The organism is Actinocrinis sp., from assembly GCF_035605935.1.
In the GTDB taxonomy this organism is placed as follows: Bacteria; Actinomycetota; Actinomycetes; order Streptomycetales; family Catenulisporaceae; genus Actinocrinis.
This window is the reverse complement of record NZ_DATNGK010000016.1, coordinates 1-20505: the sequence shown is the minus strand read 5'-3', so window position 1 is coordinate 20505 and position 20505 is coordinate 1. Positions and strand designations below refer to the sequence as shown.

The following is a 20505-nucleotide window of genomic DNA, read 5'->3' as shown; positions in this document are numbered from 1 at the left end:
ACGTATGCGGCGTCACCTCGTGGCAGGACGCTCACACCACCAAGGGAGGTGGGAACCGGCCCGGCGCGCGGCCGGACGATCGAGATCCTTGAGCCGGGAACGCAGACCACCGTGCAGGACTTGCGAGGCCGGCGCGGGCTTTGGGGTGTCGGCGTGCCACCATCAGGAGCCTTCGACGATTACGCGTGCGCTCTGGCCAACCTGGCCGTGGGGAATGATCCCGGCGCCGCGGCGATGGAGGCAGTATTAACAGGCCCACGCGTATTATTCCGGGATCGGGCGCTCGTCGCGGTCACCGGGGCCAGCCAGTCGGCGCGCTTGGCGGGACGGCGATTGCAGGCGGGCGTGCCGGTGACGGCGCTTCCGGGTGACGTGCTCGACTTCGGCCCGTGCGGTCCGGCAGGGCTGCGCGGCTATCTCGCCGTGCGCGGCGGATTCGACGTGTCGCGCGTGCTCGGTAGCCGAGCCACCTTCCTACTGGGGCGCTTCGGCGGCGCATCTGGCCGCGCGCTGGCGTCCGGTGACCTGCTTTCCCTTGGCCGCGAAGAGAACTGCGGCAGCCCGGCCGACTGTGGACCGCTCGTGCCGCAGCTCACTGATACCTGGCGGCTGCGCGTTATCCCGGGCCCGCATGGTGCACCCGAGTACTTCGCCGACGATGCGCTCGCCGATTTGTTCGGGGCCGAGTGGCGTGTTGACCATCGCAGCGATCGAACCGGCATCCGCCTAGCCGGGCCGCCAGTTCGTTTTGCTCGGGCAGATGGCGGGGAGGCCGGACTGCACCCGTGCAACATCCACGATTCCGCTTACCCCATCGGCGGAATCATGGTTTCCGGCGACACTCCCGTGATCGTCGGACCGGACGGGCCCAGCCTCGGCGGCTTCGTGGTCCCGGCCGCAGTCATTCGCGCCGACCTGTGGAAGCTCGGCCAGTTCCGGCCCGGGGATCGAGTGTCGCTTGAGCCCGTCACGCCAATGCAGGCCGCCGAGGCGCTAGCTGAACGAACGGCCGTACTCGCTCACTTGGGCCACATGGTCGAGAGGACCGCCGAACCGGTCACCACGTCCGTCGCCACCCACGAACGCCCCGAGGCGTTGGTGCGGATTCCCGCGACCGCAGAGCGCCCGGAACTCACCGTCCGGCACAGCGGCGACCATCACGTGCTCGTTGAAGCCGGGCCGCCGCGCTTGGACCTGACCGTTCGTGCTCGGATACACCTGCTCGCCCGGGAGCTGCGTCACCGAAACCTGCCATCGATCACCGAAGTCGTCGAGGGAGTCAGATCTCTGCTGCTGGGGTTCGACGCCGGGAACCAGCCGGCCGAGGAACTCGCGGCTGAGGTCGCACGCGCTTGGGTCGCGGTGCCCGATCCGCGCGGCATCCGGCTCGACGTGCGCGAGGTCACGCTGCCGATCTGCTTCGACGATCCCGACGCGCACGAGGCGATGCGGCGCTATCAGCGCGGCGTGCGGCCCGACGCGCCATGGTGCCCGGACAACGTCGAGTTCATTCGCCGGGTCAATGGCCTGGCGACGCGCGAGGAGGTTTTCGAGATCGTCAGGGCGGCGTCGTATCTCGTCGTCGGGCTCGGCGATGTGTACCTCGGCGCGCCCGTGGCCGTGCCGCTTGATCCGGCGCATCGGCTGGTGACGACAAAGTACGATCCGCCGCGTACGTGGACGCCGGAGAACGCGGTCGGCATCGGCGGCGCGTATCTGTGCGTGTACGGCATGGAAGGGCCGGGCGGATACCAGCTCGTCGGGCGCACCGTTCCCGTCTGGCGCAAGCCGCCGGCCGACGAACCGGGTAAGCGGCATCCCGATCCGTGGCTGTTGCGGACCTTCGATGTGCTGAGGTTCGAGCCGGTGAGCCATGACGAGCTGACCACCCTGCGCGCGCAGGTCGCCGAGGGAAGCAGGGAGCTGACGATGCGCCAGACTAGCTTGGATCTCGGCGCCCTACCGGCCCCGGACGCTCCTATGTCGCACGAGGCACAGGAGTTCACCGAGCGCCGGGTCGCGGCGTTCGCGCAGGAGCGTCAGCGCTGGGCCGAGCGAGGGGCACGAAAGTGACGCACGACCTAAGGCCCGCAGGCCAGCCAGTGTGGACCCGCCTGCTTGCGCCCGAGCGCGTGAAGGAGCTGGCGACGCAGGCTCCTGACGATGGCCCGCTGGCCGCAGTTCACTTCGCGGTCAAAGACAATCTCGACATCGCGGGGGAGCCGACCAGCGCCGCCTTCGCGCCGCTTGCCGACTCGGCGCCGGCTGCGCGCCACGCAACCGCGGTGCGGCGGCTCATCGACGCGGGCGCGGTCCCGGTCGGCAAAACCAACCTCGATCAGTTCGCCACCGGACTTGTCGGGACCCGAAGCCCCTACGGCGCCTGCCACGCGGTCGGTCATCCGGCACACATCTCGGGCGGAAGCAGCAGCGGCAGCGCAGTCGCCGTCGCGCTCGGCCTGGTGCCGTTGGCGCTCGGCACCGATACCGCTGGATCCGGCCGTGTGCCCGCCGCGTTCAACGGCATCGTCGGGTTCAAGCCGACGCGTGGGCTCGTCTCGACGACGGGGTTGATTCCGGCCTGCCGATCGCTCGACTGCGTCAGCGTCTTCACGCGCTCGGTCGCCGAGGCTCGCGCCGCGCTGCGTGTCCTGGCCGGATTCGATCATCAGGACCCGTACTCGAGGCCACTTCCGGCGTACCAGCCACTCGTCCCGATCGAGCCGCGGGTGATCGCGGTGCCTGACAAGCTGCCCGATCTCGATCCGGTGCATCGCGAGGCGTGGGACAGGGCGCTGGCCTACGCGGGCACGGTCGCGCAGCAGATCGTGGCCTTTGATCCGACGCCTTTCCTCGAAGTGGCCGCGTTGCTGTATCAGGGGCCGTGGATCGCCGAGCGCTGGAACGCGATCCGCGCGAAGCTGGGCGCTGGCGGCATTGATCACCCCGACTTGGACCCGGCGGTTCGTGCTGTGTTGCGCGGCGCGGGGAACGTCTCTGGACTCGATGCGTTCGCCGGATTCGACCGGCTCGCCGAACTGCGCCGCGCCACGCAAGACCTCTGGGCCACGGCCGACGCGATCCTGCTGCCGACGACACCCGGCCATCCCACCCACGCCGAGGTTGCCGCCGATCCGGTCGGCGTGAACGCGCGGCTCGGCACGTTCACGAACTTCGTCAACCTGCTCGACCTCTGCGCGATCGCGCTGCCCGCCGGCACGCGCACGGACGGTCTCCCGTTCGGCGTGCAACTGATCGCGCCCGCGTTCCACGACATTCAACTGTTCGATCTCGGCGCTCGCTGGACAGGAGAGGAAACGCAAAAGCCTGCGACGCCGGCCGGTGAAACGCTGCTCGCCGTCGCCGGCGCGCATCTGTCCGGCCTCCCGCTCAACGGACAGTTGCTCTCACTCGGCGCGCGCCTGCACTCCCGGACGCGCACCGCACCCGGTTACCGGCTGTATCGACTGCCTGGGGACGGGATTGCGCGCCCAGGCCTCGCGCGAACCGGCGATGGACCGCAGGCCGGAATCGCAGTTGAGGTCTGGCAGCTCGACCACCGTGCGGTCGGAGCGCTGCTCGACACGGTTCCAGCGCCCCTCGGCTTCGGTCGGCTCGCCTTGGCGGACGGCAGCGACGTCCTCGGGTTTGCTCTGCAAGGTGAGGTACCGGCGGCCGCGTTTGACGTAACCGAGTACGGCGGCTGGAGAGAGTACCTGGCGGGCATCAGCGAAGGCTGATTCGATCCCGGGCGGACCTCCTTGAAGCGCAGGAGCGGCACGCGCAGCCAGTTGGTCAGCCTCGGCGCAGCGCATCGACGTGAGGCGCGAACACGCCGCCGTCCCCGAACACGAGATCTGCGAAGCGTTCGCCCATCCGCCGGTATCCGGCCGCGTTCGGGTGCAGGTTGTCGGGCAGGTCCGGGAGGTCGTCGGCGCCGAACAGCAGCCTGCCGTCCAGGTAGTGCAGATTCGGATCCTGCGCCGAGCGCTCCTTGACCACCCGGGCCAGCGTCTCGCGGATCAGCCCGAGGCTGAGCCTGCCGAGCGCGGTTTCGGCCGGGTCCGAGAGCGAGGTGAACCACAAGTCAGGGCGCTGCGGATCGTCGACCGTCGGCCCCGGACGGTCCTCGACCGGTGGGCAGATGATGGGCGAGATGACCAGCAGCGGCGTGTCAGGGTGCCCCTCCCGGACCGTGTCCAGGAAGCCGTGCACGGCCGGGATGAAGGCACGCAGCCGCAATGAGTCGGCGTTCACGATGTTGATGCCGATCTTGAGGCTGATCAGATCGGCCGGCAGGTCCCTGATGGCGCGGGCGGTGAACGGATCGAGCTGAGCGTGACCGCCGAAACCGAGGTTCACCACCTCCACCCCCGCGCGCCGGGCCGCTAGAGCCGGCCAGATCTCGGTGGGCCGCTCGGCGGCGTGGCAATGGCTTATCGAACTGCCATGGTGCACCCAGCGAAGCTCGCTGCCGCCGGCTGCCGCCGGGGGTTCGATCGCGGCGTCGGCGCGTAGCTCGACCAGATCCACGCGGGTGTGGTGCGGCAGCCAGAGCTCGATCTGCTTGGGCGCGTCACCGAGCCGGTCGAAGCGCACTGTCCCGACCCGGCCAGCTCTGCGCTCGACGATCGCTCCGGTCGTGTCGCGGACCTCCAGATCGCCGAGGACCTGCGTCGCTCCAGCAGCCCGCACCGCGCCATCGACGACCAAGTCGAATCCGCCGACGCCACCGGTGATCGCGTCGCCGGGCCAAAGCGCCTGTGTGGTGAGCACATCGAGTTCGATCGAGTCGGCGCTGGTGCAGAAGGCGAGGCGCACGCCGGAGGGTTGCACGACCATGTCCTCGACGCCCTGCTCCGGATACTGCGGCCGCGTCCACGCCGGCAGGCGGCGCGGCAGCCATCCGGCCCGTGTGCGCTCAAGCTCCAGCGCGCCGAGCAGCAGCACCGGGCCCGCGGCGAAATCCGTGATGCTCGATGCCGGGGTCCGGTGCTGCGCAGAAGCCGGAGCGGTCGCGAGATCCTGCGTTGAATCGGTCACGCTCGGGACTTTATCGGTTCAGTTGTATCCGACGGGACTGTGCTTCGTAGGCGGTGGGTCCAACGGGGCGTTGAATGAGGGATCAGACCCGGTTGACCAGCGTCGCGATGATGCGTCCGATGGCCAAGTAGAACAGTGCGGCCAGCCCGTAGTTGATGACTACGGCGAGCTTGTAGTTCGACGGGGTGAACAGATCCCTGAACCATGCGGCCAGCGTGCTCGCCCAGTCCGCGTCCGTGCTCACGATGCTGTTGCCACCGTTCGCGCCGACGAGAACGAAGATGATGTGCAGCACGATGATCGCCGCGATGACGATGGCGGCGAGCTCCACGATGCGTCCTGCGGAGCTGCGGGTCGTTGCGTATCCGGCCATGCCAGCGGATGCCCGCGAAAGAACTATCGAAACGTGCGATTGCCTGCTGGGATCAGGGATTATCGCTCGCCGTGATCGAATTCTGTCACGGTGATCGACTTCTGATGCGCAGCGTGCTGAGCCGGTTTCCGTCAGTCGCATGCTGAGGCCGTGTCAGGGGGCCTAGTACTCGGTCGGCTCCCGCAGTGCCACCGCGTCCGCGGGCGGCATCGGGTTAGGACGCCGCGGTTCGCGCACCCCGCTCAGGCCCGGGTCGTCCGGGAACAGGCGTTCGTTGAGGCCATCCCAGCCACGCCGCCGTGCGGCGCGGCTGCGCAGGGCCCATCGCACGCGTCGGCGCAGCGCCCACAGCCGCGGCCGAGCCCAGCGTGCGGGCGCGGTCAGCGCGATGACGATCGGATGCATGCTGAATCGGAACATCGCGAGGTTACGCCGGTAATTCTGCGCCGCGAGCCAGCCGCCTCGTCCGCGCAAGATGTCGCCGCCGCGCCGGTGCCGGTGCAGCACCGGATCTCCGGCCAGCACCACGACGGGCGCGAGCAGCAGGGCCAGCAGACCCAACGCGACAAACCAGCCCAGACCGGCGAATCGGTTCATGGTTTCATCGTGACTCCGGTTCCGAGTTCTGTGGCGTCCTGCTCGCGCAGAGCGAACGCATCGCGACCGAAACGTGATAAACATGCCGTCATGACGGCTCACGAGAACCTGCTCGGCGGACCGCCGCCGACCCTGCTGTCCGAGGACCCGGCCCCGGCCGGGCAGTTGGCAGGCGGAGCGGACCCGGTGAAGGTCGCCGCCGATCACCCGTCGTCCTCGCTGGCTTGGGCCGTCCTCGCCGAGCGCGCGCTGCATGAGGCCGAGCCGGTCCAGGCCTACGCCTTCGCGCGTACCGGCTACCACCGCGGGCTCGACGCACTGCGGCGCAACGGCTGGAAGGGGCACGGCCCGATCCCGTGGGAGCACGCCCCGAACCGCGGTTTCCTGCGCGCACTCGGCGCCTTGGCGCGGGCCGCGGAGGAGATCGGCGAGCAGGACGAGGCGCAGCGCTGCGTGCAGTTCCTCCGGGACAGCGACCCGGCTGCCGCGCAGGAACTCGGCCTCTGATTAACACATGATCAGTGCGTGGCCTGCGCACTGAGCCTGCGTGCCGCCGAAAAGCCGCTGATCGGTCTCCGCTGCGCGGTTAGGATCGCGCCATGGACGAGATCGCCAACCATCCGAACGTACGCGCCGTCGAGGCGGCGCTGCGCATGGCCGGAATCGAACCGCGAGTGCGCGTGCTGCCTGAAACCGCGCCGACGGCGGTTGCCGCCGCCGAGCAGATCGGCTGCCCGGTGGCGGCCATCGCCAACAGCCTGATCTTCGACGCCGCCGGTACGCCCCTGCTCGTGCTCACCAGCGGCGCGCATCGCGTGGACACCGGTAAGCTCGCCGCGCACGTCGGCGTGTCGAAGTTGTCGCGCGCGAGCGCCGAATTCGTCCGCCAGCACACCGGACAGGTCATCGGCGGCGTCGCGCCGGTCGGTCATCCCGCACGGATCAGGACCCTCATTGATGAGACGTTGGCCGGCTACGACGAGATCTGGGCGGCGGCCGGGCATCCGCACACCGTCTTCCCGACCACCTACGATCAGCTGCTCGCCGCCACCGGCGCCGAACCGGTCGCGGTGAACTGAATAACCCGATCAGCCCCGGCTCTCGCCTTGGGGCGGTCTCGGTTGAGCGAGCTCAGCCGACCTGCACCGAACGCTTGGCCAAGCCCATCCAGAACCCGTCGATGACGCTGCGCTGAGTGGACAGCTCGTCCGCGGACGCGCCCAGCGTCACGAACAGTGGCGCGAAGTGCTCGGTGCGCGGGTGGGCGAAGCGGCCGGCCGGGGCCTTGTTCTCGAAGTCGAGCAGCGCGTCGATGTCCTGCGCGGCGAGCGCGCGCTTGCCCCAGTCGTCGAACTCGGCCATGACCGAGGAGACCGCGCCGCCGTGGCTCAACGCGCGCAGGTTGTGTGTGAAGAAGCCGCTGCCCACGATCAGCACGCCCTCGTCGCGCAGCGGCGCGAGCTTGCGCCCGATCTGCAGTAGCCGCTGCGGATCGAGCGTTGGCATCGAGATCTGCAGGACCGGGATGTCAGCATCCGGATACATCTCGACCAACGGGACGTAAGCACCATGGTCGAGGCCGCGGTCCGGCACGTCCTGAACCGGGGTGCCGGCGCCGCGAAGCAGCTTGCGCACGCTGTCGGCCAGCTGCGGCGCACCGGGGGCCGCGTACGTGACCTCGTAGTAATGCTGCGGGAAGCCCCAGAAGTCGTACACCAGCGGGATCGTCGTCGTGGCGCCGAGGGCGAGCGGCGCGTCCTCCCAGTGCGCCGAGACCATCAGCACCGACTTCGGCCGCGGCAGGTGCTTCGACCAGTCGGCCAGCTGACCCGGCCAGATCGGATCGTCCGCGAGCGGCGGGGCGCCGTGGCTGAGGTAGATCGCCGGCATGCGGTCGGTCTGCCGGCCCGTCGTCGCCTCGGTTGTCACGCTCTCAACGGTGCTCGCGTCGTTAGTGCTGGTCTCACTCATCGCCGTCGCCTCTCCCTTCGTCCTTGCCTCGATCAAGCTGTTCCGTCACGCGGGCAGTTCGAGAGAGTGGTGCGTGTGCGAGACCTTCGCCTGGAGGTAGCGCAGGTTGGAGGCGGACACGTGCACGCCGGTCGGCAACTGCTCAACGATGTCAATACCCATGGCGTCGAGCTGGAGCGCCTTATCGGGGTTGTTGCTCAGCAGCCGGATGCGGTCCGCGCCGAGTGTGTGCAGCATTTGTGCTGCGACCGTGTAGTCGCGCTCGTCGTCGCCGTGGCCTAGAGCGCGGTTCGCTTCGTACGTGTCGAGCCCTTGGTCCTGGAGCGCGTACGCGTCCAGCTTCGCGTACAGGCCGATGCCTCGGCCCTCTTGACGCAGGTACAGCAGGTAGCCGCCAGCCTCGGCGATGCGCTCGGCGGCTTCACGCAGCTGCGGACCGCAGTCGCAGCGCTGGGAGCCGAACACGTCGCCGGTCAGGCACTCGGAGTGCGGCCGCACTAGCGGCGCCGCGGTCGTCGCGTAATTGCCGAGCCCGAGCGCTACGTGCTCCTTGCCGTCCGCCAAACCGGTGAAAGTGAAGACATCGGCCACGGTCTCCCAGCCATCTGGGAACCGCAGCGGCACGCGCACGCTGGTACGCACCGCGGCAGCCGGAACCGCCTCAGTGGTCGTGGGCTCGCACGACGCCGGCGACGGCTCGAAGCAGGGATGACGCTCGGCGACCGAGGTGACTGAGGACATGCTCGCGGCTCCTTCGCCCAGGCGGTTCGACTTCCACGGTGTTGCAACGGCAGCCTAGGCACAAATATTTCAACGTTCAAGTTTTTTCTTCGCCCCCGTCCGGGGCATTAGGGTTCCCTCGAAGGCGCGGGCGCCCGGCGGACGTCCGCGTCCCCAAGTCAGTAGCCGAGAGAGGACCGACCCGATGGTCGAGCGCGCGCCCAACCCGTACGACTTCCTTCCGCAGCAGCCCGCCTTCCACCTGACCAGCGACGACATCGCCGAGGGCGGCACCATCGCCGAGGCCCATGTGTTTAACGGATTCGGGCTGACCGGTGGAAACAGCTCGCCGCACCTGCGCTGGTACGGCGCGCCGGACAACACCGAGGGCTACGTCGTCACCGTGCTGGATCCGGACGCCCCGACCGGCAGCGGGTTCTGGCACTGGGTCGTGGTCAACCTGCCCGCCCACGTCTCCGAGCTGCCGCAGGACGCCGGTTCCGGCGACGACAAACTGCCCGGGGGCTTTCACGTCCGCAACGACTACGGTACCCGGCGATACGACGGCCCCGCGCCGTTGGCCGCGCCGAAGCGTCATCGCTACATCTTCACCGTGCACGCGCTGGACGAGCCGCTTGAGGTCGACGCCGACGCCTCTCCCGCGGCCATCGGCTTCAACCTGTTCTTCCACACGATCGCCCGCGCGCAGCTGATTGCCGAATACGAGGTGCCCGCGTCCTGAGCGCTCGTGCTTAACCGGCGTGCATAACCGGTGGTGGCCGGGTCGCGGCGGGGCGTATTAATGAGCCGACATGAATATGAGCGACAAGCAACTCGTACGGCTCTCCAAGTGGATCTCACTTCGCCTGCGTCACGACCCGGCGGGCATCGGCCTGGCCGTCGACTCGGCCGGCTGGGCGGCGGTGGACGACCTCATCGCCGCCTCCGCCCGGCGCGGGGTGCGCTTCGACCGCGCGGCCCTGCGAACCGTGGTCGACCACAACAACAAGCGCCGGTTCGAATTCGACGAGACCGGCACGCGGATCCGGGCCCGGCAGGGGCATTCGATCGACGTTGAACTCGGGTACGCCGACGCCGCGCCGCCCGAGCTGCTTTACCACGGCACCGCCGACCGATTTCTGGCCGAAATCAGACTCAGCGGCCTGCTGCCGATGTCCCGGCACGACGTTCACCTTTCGGCGGATCTCGCGACGGCGCATGCGGTCGGCGCGCGGCGCGGCAGGCCGATCGTCCTCAGCGTCGATGCGGCGGCGATGGCCGCGCAAGGGCACACGTTCCGCGTCACGGGCAACGGTGTGTGGCTCACGGCCACCGTTCCCCCGCAATACCTACGCGAACCGGCCGCATGATTCCGGCCGACCGATGATCGCGGAGTTTAGTCAGCCGATCAAACCGGTCGCGCCATCGGTGAGCTCACGCAGAATATCGGCATGTCCGGCATGTCGGGCTGTCTCCTCGATCATGTGCGTATAGATCCAGCGCAGCGAGACCTGGCCGAGCTGCTCTTGCGGGACCGCGTAGTCGAGTTCGAATTTCGCCGCGATCTCCCGCGATCGGGCGCAGGCCGCGTCATACGCCGTGAGCAGGTCCTCGACGGTCTCCTGCGCTGCGACCGCGAAGGTGGAGTCAGGATCAGGCAGCTGCGCCGGTTGCTGCGCCAGGATCTGCTCGAACCAGACGTTCTCGACGATCGCGAGATGCTTGAGCAACCCGGCGATCGTCGTCGCGGACGGGACGAAGCTGCGCCGTGCCTGTGGCGCGGGCAATCCGGCGGCCTTACGCTTCATCACCGCTCGCTGGAGGTCCAAAGACGCCTCCAGCACCTCGCGTTCGCTGCCGACTGCCGAGCGCGCTGAGGCAAGCACGTCAGGGTACATCGTCACTCCCCGTGGATTCGGTACGACGACGCCAAACCTACCCGGTGAGGAACGAAATGCGCAGCGTGCGCGTCCGGTTGTCGGTGTTCGAATCCACGATCACGACGCTCTGCCACGTGCCGAGTTGAGGCTCCCCGCCGAGCACCGGAATCGACAGCGAAGGGCTGATGAACGCGGGCAGCACGTGATCGCGGCCGTGACCGGTCGAGCCGTGGCGGTGCCGGTATCGGTCGACCGGCGGCAGGACATCGTCGAGGATGCCGGCCAGGTCGTCCTCGGTACCCGAACCGGTCTCGATCAGCGCGAGCCCGCAGGTCGCGTGCGGCACGAACAGGTTCACCAGGCCGTCGCCGCGGCCGCGACAGGCCTCTGCGACGTGCCGCGTCACGTCGGTGACAAGGCGGCTCGCGGTCTCGATCTTCAACGTCCGGCTGTCCACCGCTACCACCGCTTCGACATGCCGCGGCTGACGCGGGTCGTGATGGCGCGCGGTACGTAACGCGACGCCGCGGTAAGCGCCTTGTACTGCGCCCCCGGAATGCTCACAGGTACGCCACGCCGCAGATCACGCAGCGCCGTCTTCACCACGTCGTCCGCGTTCAGCCACATCCAGCCGGGAATGTCGCCAGTGTCAATCTCCGCGCGCTGATGAAACTCCGTGTGCGTGAAGCCGGGGCACAGCGCCATGCAGCGAACCCCGCTACCGCGCACCTCCGCGGCGACGCTCTCGCTGAAGGTGACGATCCATGCCTTTGCCGCACTGTACGTACCGCGCGGCGCGAACGCAGCGACCGAAGCCACATTGATTACCGCACCACGACCGCGCTCGATCATCCCGGGTAAAGCCGCGTGCGTGAGGCGCATTGTGGCGCGGATATGCACGTCCAGCAGTGTCTCTTCTTCCTCCACGCTGCTCTTCAGGAAGCCGTGACCTATCCCGAAGCCGGCATTGTTGACGAGGATGTCGATGGGCGGCGTGTCGTCTGAAGTCCCCAAACCCCGCAGGCGCGCCTCGACCTTCGCGCAGCCCTCGGTCGTGGACAGGTCCGCGGAAACCGTCTCGACTTGCGCGGCCCCGCGCCCGCGCAGTTCCTCGGCGACGGCGTCCAAGCGCGCCGAGTCGCGGGCCACCAGCACCAGGTGGTGCCCCGAGCCAGCGAACTCGGCGGCGAAGGCCTTGCCGATGCCGGCCGTGCCGCCGGTGATCAATGCCGTCGTCATAGCGACAGCTTCGCATGCTCCGGCGGCACGGCGCGAGGGCGCGTAGGGTCAAGCGATCAACAAGCTCCGGCGCGTCACCCGGCCCCTGGAGGCGCGCCATCAGGGTGCTGTGTCCGCTTGCTCTCTTTCGCCCGCTTGCCCCATTCAGCTCGTCCTTAGCGCCGGCGTGACCGGCGTTGTGTGACGGGCCGTCAATCGCTATCCGAGGTCGCCGAACTGACCGTCGGCCATCCCGGCCACGAAGGCCTGCCACTCGGCCGCGTCGAAGACCAGCGCGGGCCGGGTGCGGTCGGTCGAGTCGCGGACCGCGACGTGCCCGGCCGCGAGCGCGGCCAGTTCCACGCAACTGCCGCTGCCGCTGCTGTGGCTGCTGATCCGCCACTGTGCGCCGGACAGGTCGATGGCGTACTTGCCGGAACTGGGGGCGTGCGCATGGTTGGCGGCGCCGACTGCTTCGGCGCCGGTGCGGGTTTCGTCATTCATGTCAACTCCTTGGTTACCTCGTTGATCAGGGCGCGTGACTCACGCGGGCCGAGTGCCGAGGCCCGCAGATGATCGAAATATACGTTATACAGCTTTACGTCACCTTCGTCCTCGACGTAGCACGCGGTGGTGTGCTGCTCCAGGTAGACGACATCGGGGTCGTCGTCTCCCGGGAAGGACAGGATCGTGAACGGCATGTCGAGCCCGGTGTGCTCCCCGGCCGTGAACGGGATCACCTGCACGACCGTGCCTGGGTCCACGGCGCGCTCAAGCAAGCGGTTCAGTTGGCTGCGCATCGCCTGCACGCCGCCCACCGGACGGCGTATCGCCGCCTCGTCGAGGATCACCCACAACTGCGGCGGGTCCGCGCGCTCCAGCAGCTTCTGCCGGTCCAGCCGCAACTCCACCAGCCGGTCCACCTCTTCGGCCGGCGCCTCTGGCCGGCAGCTGCGGATCAGTGCCCTCGCGTAGTCCGGGGTCTGCAGCAGCCCGGGAACCAGCTGGTTGTGCATGAACCGCATCGCCGAGGTCTCCGCCTCGAAGTCGAGGATCGGCGTGATGTGGCCGGGCAGCACATCGCGGTACGACTGCCACCAGCCGCGCTTGCCGCTCTCCCGGGCGATCTCGATCAGCTCGCCGCGGGCGGGTCCGTCGGCCAGGCCGTAGAGGTCCAGCAGGTCGGCGACGTCGCCATGGTGCACCGCGACCTGTCCGGTCTCGATCCGGGAGACCTTCGAGGCCGACCACCGGCCCAGCGGCGCGAGCCGCTCGGCCACCTGCTCGCCGGTGAGCCCGGCCGCGATCCGCAGCCGCTTGAGCTCGCCGGCCAGGCGTCTGCGACGCACAGTGGGGTAGCGGCCGGGCATCACGCCCGCACCCTTCGGCACCGCGCCGTTTGAGACTGCGTCAACACGGCGCCGATCCTGACGTCTCAGGAGGCCCAGGGTGAGCGGACTACCGCGTATTCACCTGAAAGAGTTGCAGTAGTGCAATTTGCATCGGCAATCGCGTGAACGCTTCGTAGCATTCCGTGCAGGCCGCGTAACGCGCGCCGGAACAGTACGCGAAGCATCAGGATCAGGACACGACGAGCGGGACCTAAGGTGGCAGCCCGATGAGATCGGCAGCGGCGGCGGAAACGGACCATTCCGCGTGGACCCCGGCTCTGCCGGGCTGGAGCCCCGGGTCGGAGGCGCCTGAGACCAGCGCCCTGCCGGAACCGCGCACCTCGGCCGAGTACCCGCCGCGCGCCACCGCGCGCTGGCAGTTCCCTGCCCAGCCGGTGCACGCCCGGATGGCCCGCATCTGGCTGGAGGCCTGGATCGCCGACCGCGGCCTGGGGGAGGAGGCCTGCTACTGCGCGGCCGTCGCCTTCAGCGAGCTGGTGACCAACGCGGTGCTGCACGGCGCGGGGCCGGTCACCGTCGAGGTCGCGATCGCGGCGGGGCGGATCGAGTGCGAGGTCAGCGACGGAGCCTGTGACCTGCCAGTGGTCTGCCAAGCCGGCGAGGACGACGAGCACCACCGCGGGCTCTCGCTGGTCGAGGCGCTGACCGCAGATTGGCGCATCCGGCTGCGGCCCGAGGGCGGCAAAGTCGTCGCGTTCGTCGTCGAGGCCTAACGCGCCAGGCCCGCCAGCCATCCCGGCCCAAGGGGAGTGGCTGCTCAGCGAGTCAAGAAGTGGTCGAACACTTGATCGGCCGCTGCAATTGCAGACGCTTCGCTCGAACGCTCTTGCGTTCAGTGCGGAAACGGCTACGCTGCGCAGCGATTCACCTAGAATTCACCAGCGACCGGCTTGCCGCGGCGGCTTCGCCATGCCCGGCGGGACAGTCAGCGACCACTGTGAACCCCAGGGGAGGGGCGGAACTTGGCAGGCAGAGGTACTTCGGAGCAGTGGTACGACACGGACACCACGAAGGCGCATCCCGCGCGGGTGTATGACTACTGGCTTGGCGGCAAGGACCATTTCGCCGCGGACCGGATCGTCGCCGAACGCGCCATAGCGAACGCCCCAGAGGTGACCCAGGCCTGCCGGGAGAACCGCGCCTTCCTCGGCCGCGCGGTGCGCGCTCTGGCCGAGCGCGGGGCCCGTCAGTTCCTCGATATCGGTACCGGCTTTCCGACGATGGGCAACAGCGACGAGGCCGCGCACGCCGTCGCGCCGGACGCCCACGTGGTCTGCGTTGACAACGACCCGGTGGTGCTCGCGCACAGCCGCGCCCTGCTGTCTCGCCGCCGCCCCGAACGCACCACCGTGCTCGCCGGGGACCTGCGCGAGCCGGAGCGGATACTGGCCGACCCGCAACTGCGCGATGTGATCGACTTCGACCGCCCGGTCGTGTTGCTGCTCATGGCGATCCTGCACTTCATCCCGGACACAGCTGATCCGGCCGGGATCGTGGCCACCTTCTGCGAGGCGATGGCGCCCGGCAGCCACCTGGTGCTGTCGCACGCCACCTACGACTTCAACATCAAGGTGCTGAACAACTCTCGGGTGTACAACGACGCGACGGCGCCGTTCATCCCGCGCAGTCGCGTCCAGATCGCCGAATTGCTCACCGGATTCGAACTACTGGAGCCGGGTCTGGTCGATGTGGCGCATTGGCGGCCGGACAGCAGCAGGCCGATTCCGCCACAGCACCTCAACATCTACGGCGCGGTCGCCCGCAAGCCGTGACCGTCCGTGGCCAGCTGATCACCATGATCGAAGTGGCGGCAGGGCTCTGATCTATCCGGCCGCCGAACAGAGACCGAGTATATACGCAGGCTACGACGCTTACCATTGCCGATACGCCCATCTCAGGTATATAGTCCCGGCAGCGCTTTATACGGTAGTTGCACGGTCTCGCTGCGTATGCGCGGCAGGAATCCCCGGGCTGCGCGACCTCGTTCCACGGCGACGCAAGGCGACGCCGTCCGAGTACGGGTCCGCACCGCGCCGTCCTTCGAGGAGGTTCGACCGTGTCCACCCTCGTCCGACCGGTAGCGATCCGGGCTGCCCACGGCCGGGGCCCGATGCTCGCGCCCACGCTCCCGCAGCCCGTGGCTGATCCGCCGATCGGCCGCGAGGAGCTGCTGCGCCAGGCGCGCGAACGACTGCGTCAGGGGCCAGGGGCGCTTCTGCACGGACCCGCGGGAATCGGCAAGTCCAAGCTGCTGACGGTGCTGGCCAACGAGGCCGCGGCCGCCGGGGTCAGGGTGCTGCGCTGTACCCCGGCCGAGGCCGAGTTGCGGCTACCGTTCGTCTGCCTGATCGACCTGCTTGGCCCGGTCTCCGACGAGACCATCGCCCGGCTGCCCGGCGGCATGGGCACCGCGCTGCGAGCGGCGCTGCTGCGCGGCACCGTCCCGCACAGCGACCAGGACCGGCTCAAGGTCCAGCTCGCGGTCCTGCACCTGCTGCGCGAACTGTCCGCGCGCACCCCGGTGTGGCTGGTCATCGACGACTTGCAGTGGGTCGACCGGCCCACCGCGCAGGTGCTCGGCTTCGTCGCCCGCCGGACGGCCGACCTGCCGGTGCGGGTGCTGGCCGCAGAGCGTGCGCCGGAGGGTGGCTCCCCGGCCTATGTGGACCTTGTGCCGCCGGACATCGCCGAGTTCGCCGTCGCGCCGCTCGGTCTCTCCGACGTCGCCGCGATGCTGGACCAGTACACCGGGGCGAAGCTGCCGCCGCCGACCGTGCGCCAGATACACCGGGCATCCGGCGGCAACCCGTTCTACGCGCTCGAACTGGCCCGCGCCCTGCCGCCGGACCAGTGCGCCCTCGCTCCCGGCGAGTTGCTGCCGATACCGTCCCGGCTGCGCGCGGTGCTGCTGCGCCGGCTGCGCGAGCTGCCCGACCCGACCCGTTCGGTGCTGCTGCTGGCCAGTACCGCGGACCGCCCGACGCTCACCCTGCTCGGCAAGGTCGACGGCGAGGCCGACTTCGCGCACCACCTGGCCGTCGCCGAACGACTCGGCGTCATCAAGGTCGGCGCGGACGGCCTGATCCAGTTCGAGCACCCCCTCGTGCGCACCGCGATCTACGCCGACGCCTCGTCCAAGGCCCGCCGCGCCGCCCACGCCGACCTGGCTTCGGCGGTCGTCGAACCGGTCGAGCGCGCCCGCCATCTGGCCCTCGCCCATCCGGCGGAGAACGAGCAGGTCGCCGCGACTCTCGCCGAGGCCGCCGCGTCCGCACGCCGCCGTGGCGCCCCCACGACCGCCGCCGAACTAGCCGCGCTCGCCGCCCAGCGCACCCCCTCCGACGAGGGCACGCTGCGCACCGAGCGGCTGTTGGCCGCCGCCGAGTACGCCTGCGACGCCGCCCTGCGCGGCGAGGCGCGCCGGCTGGCCGAGCAGGTCCTTGGCCAGAGCGCTTCCCCGGCGCATCGCACGGCCGCCCGCATCCTGCTGTTGCGCTGCGCCGGAAACTCACTCGGCGAGGTCAGCCCGATCATCGCGCAGGGCCTGGCGGAGGTGGCCGGCGACCCGGGACTCGAGGCGAAGCTGCGCTGCTGGTCCGCGCGGGTAGAACTCGTCGTCGGACACGTGATGGCCGCCGCGGTCTTCGCCCGCGAGGCCGCACAACTGGCCCGCCGCGCCGGCGACCCGCTCACCGAGATCTCCGCGCTGACCACGCTCGCGCACAGCCACGGCCTGACCGGCGACCCGGCCGGCCGCGCCGCGCTCGAGCAGGCCTTCGAGCTGGCCGCGCACAACCCGGCCGCCGCCTGGGGACCGGCCGGGCTGTGGGAGCCGGTGCGCCGCGAGGCCCTCTACGACATGCAGGCCGACCGGCTGGCCTCCGCCGAACGCAAGGTCACCGCGCTGCTGGACCGGGCCGGCGACGCGATCGGCGTCGAAGACCTGTGCACGATCCTGATCACCCAGACGGACATCCGCGTGCGGGCCGGCGCCTGCCGTGGCGCGACACAGAGCGCGCAGCGGGCGCTGCGGCTGATCGAGGACTTCAGCGACGCCTGCGGCCCGGTGCTGTTCGCGGCCGCGCTGGCCGAGACCGCGGGCGGCACGCTGGCCCGCGCCCTCTACTACGCCGAGGCCGGGCTCGCCGCCTCCCGCGCGGACGGTGACCAGCACGGCTTGGTGCGCAACCTCGCCGTGCTCGGCCGCATCCACCTGCTGGCCGACGAGCCCGCGCGCGCCGTGGAACCGCTACGCGAGGCCGAGGGAATCGAGCGGCGCATCGGCATCACCGACCCGGCCTCCGGCAACTGGCACGCGGACCTGGCCGAAGCGCTCGTCGCGGTCGGGGAGTCCGAGGAGGCCGCGCAGCTGATCGCGACGGTCGGCGAGCAGGCCAGGCGGCTCGGCCGCCGCAGTGTCATCACCGCTCTCGACCGCTCGGACGCGCTGCGCCTGGCCGCGCTCGGCAACCTCGCCGAGGCTGCGGTGCGGCTGCGCGCGACCGCCGAACAGCAGGCGAACCTGCCGCTGGAGCGCGTACGCACCCTGCTCGCGCTGGCGCAGGTCGAGCGGCGGCGCAGACACCCCGGTGCGGCGCGCGACGCCCTGGCCGAGGCGCAGCGGCTCGCCGCGGACGCCGGCGCGACGCTCTGGGCGGAGAAGATCGAGCGCGAACGCGGCCGCCTCGGCGAGCCGATCGCGCAGGCCGGCGCGGGCGTGGACAACGCCGCGCTGACCGGGGCCGAGCGGCGCTGCGCCGAACTGGCCGCGGCCGGCGCGACCAACCGGGAGATCGCCGCGGCGCTGTTCGTCAGCGTGAAGACCGTCGAGGCGACGCTTTCGCGCAGCTACCGCAAACTTGGCGTGAGATCACGCACCCAGCTGGCGCGGATGCTCGCCGAGGCCGCGCCGCAGCCGGCCCGGCTGCGGGCAAGCTGAACCGCAAGTTCAAGCTCAAGCGCCGGATCCGTAGTTGACAGGGCGCGCCGGTCCACACTGGCGCGCCTGCTTCGCGTGTTCCCGCGCTGTGAGCTGCGCGGCCTCCAGACCGCCTTGGCTCGCGTTCTGGGCTGACGAGATGCGGCAGATTACCACGATGTTTCGTGATTTCAGCTGGCCCGGGGTGAAGACAAGGGTTTTCCCGCTTATGGCAGCACTCTGCCCCGCCTAGCGTGAAAGAGGTGTTCACCGGCTTGCGCCAGCCGGCCGGACGCGCTCTCGCAAGACCCGCTATACCCACCCCGGAGGAGCACCAAGTGAAAGTCCGCCATCGGCTGCTGAGCGCACTCGCGGCGCCGATACCCGTGCTGGCTCTGGCCGCCGCGCCGTCCCATGCTGCCCTCGCCCCGCGACTCGCCCTCGCCGGCGAGGTGGTCGGGGCGGTCAGCCACTCGACCCGCGTCGGCGACCTGGCCGCGAACGCGCCGGTCTCGGTCGCCGTGACCCTCGCCCCGCGCGACCCCGCCGCGCTCGATGCCTTCATCGCGGCGGTCAGCGACCGCACGAACCCCCTGTACGGCAAGTACGTGACCCCGGCGCAGTTTGCCGACCGGTTCGGCCCGACCACAGCCGCCGTCAACCGGTTGACCAACTACTTGCGCTCGCAAGGCCTGAAGGTCGGGAACATCTCCAAGGGCAATCTGGTGGTGGACGCCTCCGGTAGCGCCGCGCAGATCGCCAAGGCGTTCGGCACCCACCTGTCGAACTACCGTCAGGGCTCGAAGTCCTACTACGCGAACGACGCCGCGCCGACGCTGCCTTCTGACGTCGCCGCCGGCGTCGTGGACGTCTCCGGCCTGAGCAGCTACGTGGAACTCCAGCACCAGTCGGTGACCCCGGCCGTGGTGCAGCCGCGCGCGACGAACTTCACTCCGGCGAAGATCCGCAGCGGGTACAACCTCAGCTCCCTGATCAGCGCGGGCTACAAGGGCTCTGGCAAGAGCGTCGCACTCGTCGAGTTCGACGACTACGTCCAGTCGTACATCACCACGTACGACAACAAGTACTCGCTCGGCGTCTCCGCCAACCCGGCCCGCGTGAACGTGGACGGCGGTTCCGGCGGCGTCGGCAGCGGCGAAGTCGAGGTCGAACTCGACATCGAGGTGGTGCAGGCCATCGCGCCGGGCGCCGCGATCAAGGTGTATGAGGCCCCGAACACCGACGCCGGCGAGCAGGACCTCTACGCCGCGATCGTCAGTGCCGACGTCCCGGTCACCTCGAGCAGCTGGGGTGCCTCGGAGCTGGACCGCACCAGCGCGAACCTGAGCGCCGTGCACACCGTGCTTCAGCAGGCTGCGGCGCAGGGCCAGTCGATCTACGCGGCCTCCGGCGACAGCGGTTCGAAAGACGCACAGAACGGCGCGACCGCCGTTGACTACCCGGCCTCCGACCCGGACGCGACCGGAGTCGGCGCGACCAACCTCACCGAGACCTCCGCCGGCGCGTACCGCAGCGAGGCGGCCTGGTCCGGCAGCGGCGGCGGCGTCTCGGTGAAGTGGACCAAGCCGAGCTTCCAGTCCGCGCTCTCGGGCAGCTACCGCTCGGTGCCGGACGTGGCGACCGACGGCGGCCCGAACAGCCCGTGGTACATCTACTCGGCCGGCAGCTGGCAGCAGGTCTGGGGCACCAGCGCGGCGGCCCCGAGCTGGGCGGCGTTCACCGCGATCTACGACCAATACGCGGCGGCCAAGGGTAAGGCAGCGCTCGGATACGCCAACCCGACGCTGTACTCGATCGCCGGCGGCTCGCAGTACTCGAGCGCGTTCCACGACGTCAAGAGCGGAAGCAACGGCGGCTTCAGCGCGGGAACCGGCTACGACCGGGTCACCGGCTGGGGCTCGTACAACGCAGGGAACTTCATCACCGACGAACTCGGCTGATGCCTGCGCACTGATTCACCCTCGAAGAGGCATGCGCCTGCTGAAGACCTCCCGATAGCTGTCGTCGGTCGCGGCACATGCACCCGAGCGGCCCCCGGATTGCGGTCCGGGGGCCGCTCGGCGTTCGCGCAAAGCTCGAGCGACGGACAAGGCCATGGGTCAAGCATGGTCCGCGCAGTATCGTTGGCCCCTGACACCGGCCGTGGCCGCCGCGCCCGCCAGGTCTTCGAACAGCCCCCCGCGAGGAAGGACGAGCAGGCATGAGTCACACCGTGCGTAAGGTGCTGATCGCGAATCGTGGGGAGATCGCGGTGCGGGTGGCGCGGGCGTGTCGGGATGTGGGGGTGGGTTCGGTGGCGGTGTATGCGGAGCCGGATCGTGATGCGGTGCATGTGCGGGTGGCGGATGAGGC

Annotated in this window: 21 protein-coding genes; 11 read left to right on the top strand and 10 right to left on the bottom strand. The window is 69.7% G+C overall.

From position 1 onward, the window contains the following. Positions 1 to 48 precede the first annotated feature (48 nt). The gene (locus tag VN779_RS01335; protein ID WP_325719300.1) at positions 49 to 2073 is read left to right on the top strand and encodes a 5-oxoprolinase/urea amidolyase family protein; all 2025 of its coding nucleotides are present in this window, start codon (positions 49 to 51) and stop codon (positions 2071 to 2073) included. After that, positions 2070 to 3740 carry an allophanate hydrolase gene (gene atzF / locus VN779_RS01330; protein ID WP_325719298.1) on the top strand — a complete coding sequence of 557 codons (1671 nt, stop codon included), beginning with the start codon at positions 2070 to 2072 and terminating at the stop codon, positions 3738 to 3740. Before VN779_RS01335 ends, atzF begins: the two co-directional genes overlap by 4 nt. Positions 3741 to 3795: 55 nt before the next feature. On the opposite strand, the gene VN779_RS01325 is transcribed toward atzF, so the two are convergent. The 3 genes from VN779_RS01325 to VN779_RS01315 all read right to left on the bottom strand — a co-directional run bounded on the left by VN779_RS01325 (position 3796) and on the right by VN779_RS01315 (position 6013). Beyond that, positions 3796 to 4974, bottom strand: a complete 1179-nt coding sequence (locus tag VN779_RS01325) for a GDSL-type esterase/lipase family protein (protein WP_349260586.1) — start codon at positions 4972 to 4974, stop codon at positions 3796 to 3798. 151 nt (positions 4975 to 5125) lie between these two features. Further along, a complete protein-coding gene (locus VN779_RS01320) occupies positions 5126 to 5416 on the bottom strand; it encodes a hypothetical protein (protein WP_325719295.1) in 291 nt (96 codons plus the stop codon). 162 nt (positions 5417 to 5578) lie between these two features. Next, positions 5579 to 6013, bottom strand: coding sequence for a hypothetical protein (locus VN779_RS01315; protein WP_325719293.1), 435 nt, complete (start codon positions 6011 to 6013; stop codon positions 5579 to 5581). A gap of 90 nt (positions 6014 to 6103) precedes the next feature. Here VN779_RS01315 and VN779_RS01310 point away from each other — a divergent pair, with 90 nt between their 5' ends. After that, positions 6104 to 6520, top strand: coding sequence for a DUF3151 domain-containing protein (locus tag VN779_RS01310; protein WP_325719291.1), 417 nt, complete (start codon positions 6104 to 6106; stop codon positions 6518 to 6520). Positions 6521 to 6612: 92 nt separating this feature from the next. Then, positions 6613 to 7092, top strand: a complete 480-nt coding sequence (locus VN779_RS01305; RefSeq protein ID WP_325719290.1) for a YbaK/EbsC family protein — start codon at positions 6613 to 6615, stop codon at positions 7090 to 7092. Positions 7093 to 7144: 52 nt separating this feature from the next. Here VN779_RS01305 and VN779_RS01300 read toward each other — a convergent pair whose 3' ends face one another. Continuing rightward, positions 7145 to 7903: a class III extradiol ring-cleavage dioxygenase gene (locus VN779_RS01300; protein ID WP_349260585.1), complete on the bottom strand. Its 759-nt coding sequence runs from the start codon at positions 7901 to 7903 to the stop codon at positions 7145 to 7147. Positions 7904 to 8029: 126 nt separating this feature from the next. After that, a complete protein-coding gene (locus VN779_RS01295) occupies positions 8030 to 8725 on the bottom strand; it encodes a GTP cyclohydrolase II (protein WP_325719287.1) in 696 nt (231 codons plus the stop codon). A gap of 184 nt (positions 8726 to 8909) precedes the next feature. On the opposite strand from VN779_RS01295, the gene VN779_RS01290 reads away from it, so the two are divergent. Continuing rightward, complete coding sequence (locus VN779_RS01290; protein ID WP_325719286.1) at positions 8910 to 9446, top strand: YbhB/YbcL family Raf kinase inhibitor-like protein; 537 nt, start codon at positions 8910 to 8912, stop codon at positions 9444 to 9446. A 70-nt stretch (positions 9447 to 9516) separates the two neighbouring features. Next, the gene (locus tag VN779_RS01285; RefSeq protein ID WP_325719285.1) at positions 9517 to 10074 is read left to right on the top strand and encodes an RNA 2'-phosphotransferase; all 558 of its coding nucleotides are present in this window, start codon (positions 9517 to 9519) and stop codon (positions 10072 to 10074) included. A gap of 30 nt (positions 10075 to 10104) precedes the next feature. On the opposite strand, the gene VN779_RS01280 is transcribed toward VN779_RS01285, so the two are convergent. The 5 genes from VN779_RS01280 to VN779_RS01260 form a co-directional block, all read right to left on the bottom strand. Beyond that, on the bottom strand, positions 10105 to 10602 hold the full coding sequence (locus tag VN779_RS01280; protein WP_325719283.1) for a DinB family protein: 498 nt from the start codon (positions 10600 to 10602) through the stop codon (positions 10105 to 10107). A gap of 37 nt (positions 10603 to 10639) precedes the next feature. Further along, on the bottom strand, positions 10640 to 11041 hold the full coding sequence (locus VN779_RS01275) for a YjbQ family protein (RefSeq protein ID WP_325719281.1): 402 nt from the start codon (positions 11039 to 11041) through the stop codon (positions 10640 to 10642). A gap of 2 nt (positions 11042 to 11043) precedes the next feature. Then, complete coding sequence (locus tag VN779_RS01270; protein WP_349260582.1) at positions 11044 to 11823, bottom strand: SDR family oxidoreductase; 780 nt, start codon at positions 11821 to 11823, stop codon at positions 11044 to 11046. A gap of 198 nt (positions 11824 to 12021) precedes the next feature. Then, a complete protein-coding gene (locus VN779_RS01265; protein WP_325719277.1) occupies positions 12022 to 12306 on the bottom strand; it encodes a DUF397 domain-containing protein in 285 nt (94 codons plus the stop codon). Further along, positions 12303 to 13172, bottom strand: coding sequence for a helix-turn-helix transcriptional regulator (locus VN779_RS01260; RefSeq protein ID WP_325719275.1), 870 nt, complete (start codon positions 13170 to 13172; stop codon positions 12303 to 12305). Before VN779_RS01260 ends, VN779_RS01265 begins: the two co-directional genes overlap by 4 nt. Before the next feature lie 248 nt (positions 13173 to 13420). On the opposite strand from VN779_RS01260, the gene VN779_RS01255 reads away from it, so the two are divergent. The 5 genes from VN779_RS01255 to VN779_RS01235 form a co-directional block, all read left to right on the top strand. Beyond that, the gene (locus VN779_RS01255; protein ID WP_325719273.1) at positions 13421 to 13927 is read left to right on the top strand and encodes an ATP-binding protein; all 507 of its coding nucleotides are present in this window, start codon (positions 13421 to 13423) and stop codon (positions 13925 to 13927) included. A 249-nt stretch (positions 13928 to 14176) separates the two neighbouring features. Then, on the top strand, positions 14177 to 14986 hold the full coding sequence (locus tag VN779_RS01250) for an SAM-dependent methyltransferase (protein WP_325719272.1): 810 nt from the start codon (positions 14177 to 14179) through the stop codon (positions 14984 to 14986). A 284-nt stretch (positions 14987 to 15270) separates the two neighbouring features. Next, positions 15271 to 18153 (top strand): helix-turn-helix transcriptional regulator, encoded by a 2883-nt coding sequence (locus VN779_RS01245; RefSeq protein WP_325719270.1) that lies wholly within the window; start codon positions 15271 to 15273, stop codon positions 18151 to 18153. A 317-nt stretch (positions 18154 to 18470) separates the two neighbouring features. Further along, a complete protein-coding gene (locus tag VN779_RS01240) occupies positions 18471 to 20093 on the top strand; it encodes a S53 family peptidase (RefSeq protein ID WP_325719268.1) in 1623 nt (540 codons plus the stop codon). A gap of 272 nt (positions 20094 to 20365) precedes the next feature. Next, positions 20366 to 20505: biotin carboxylase N-terminal domain-containing protein (locus tag VN779_RS01235; RefSeq protein WP_349260584.1), on the top strand; the 140-nt coding region annotated here is incomplete at its 3' end.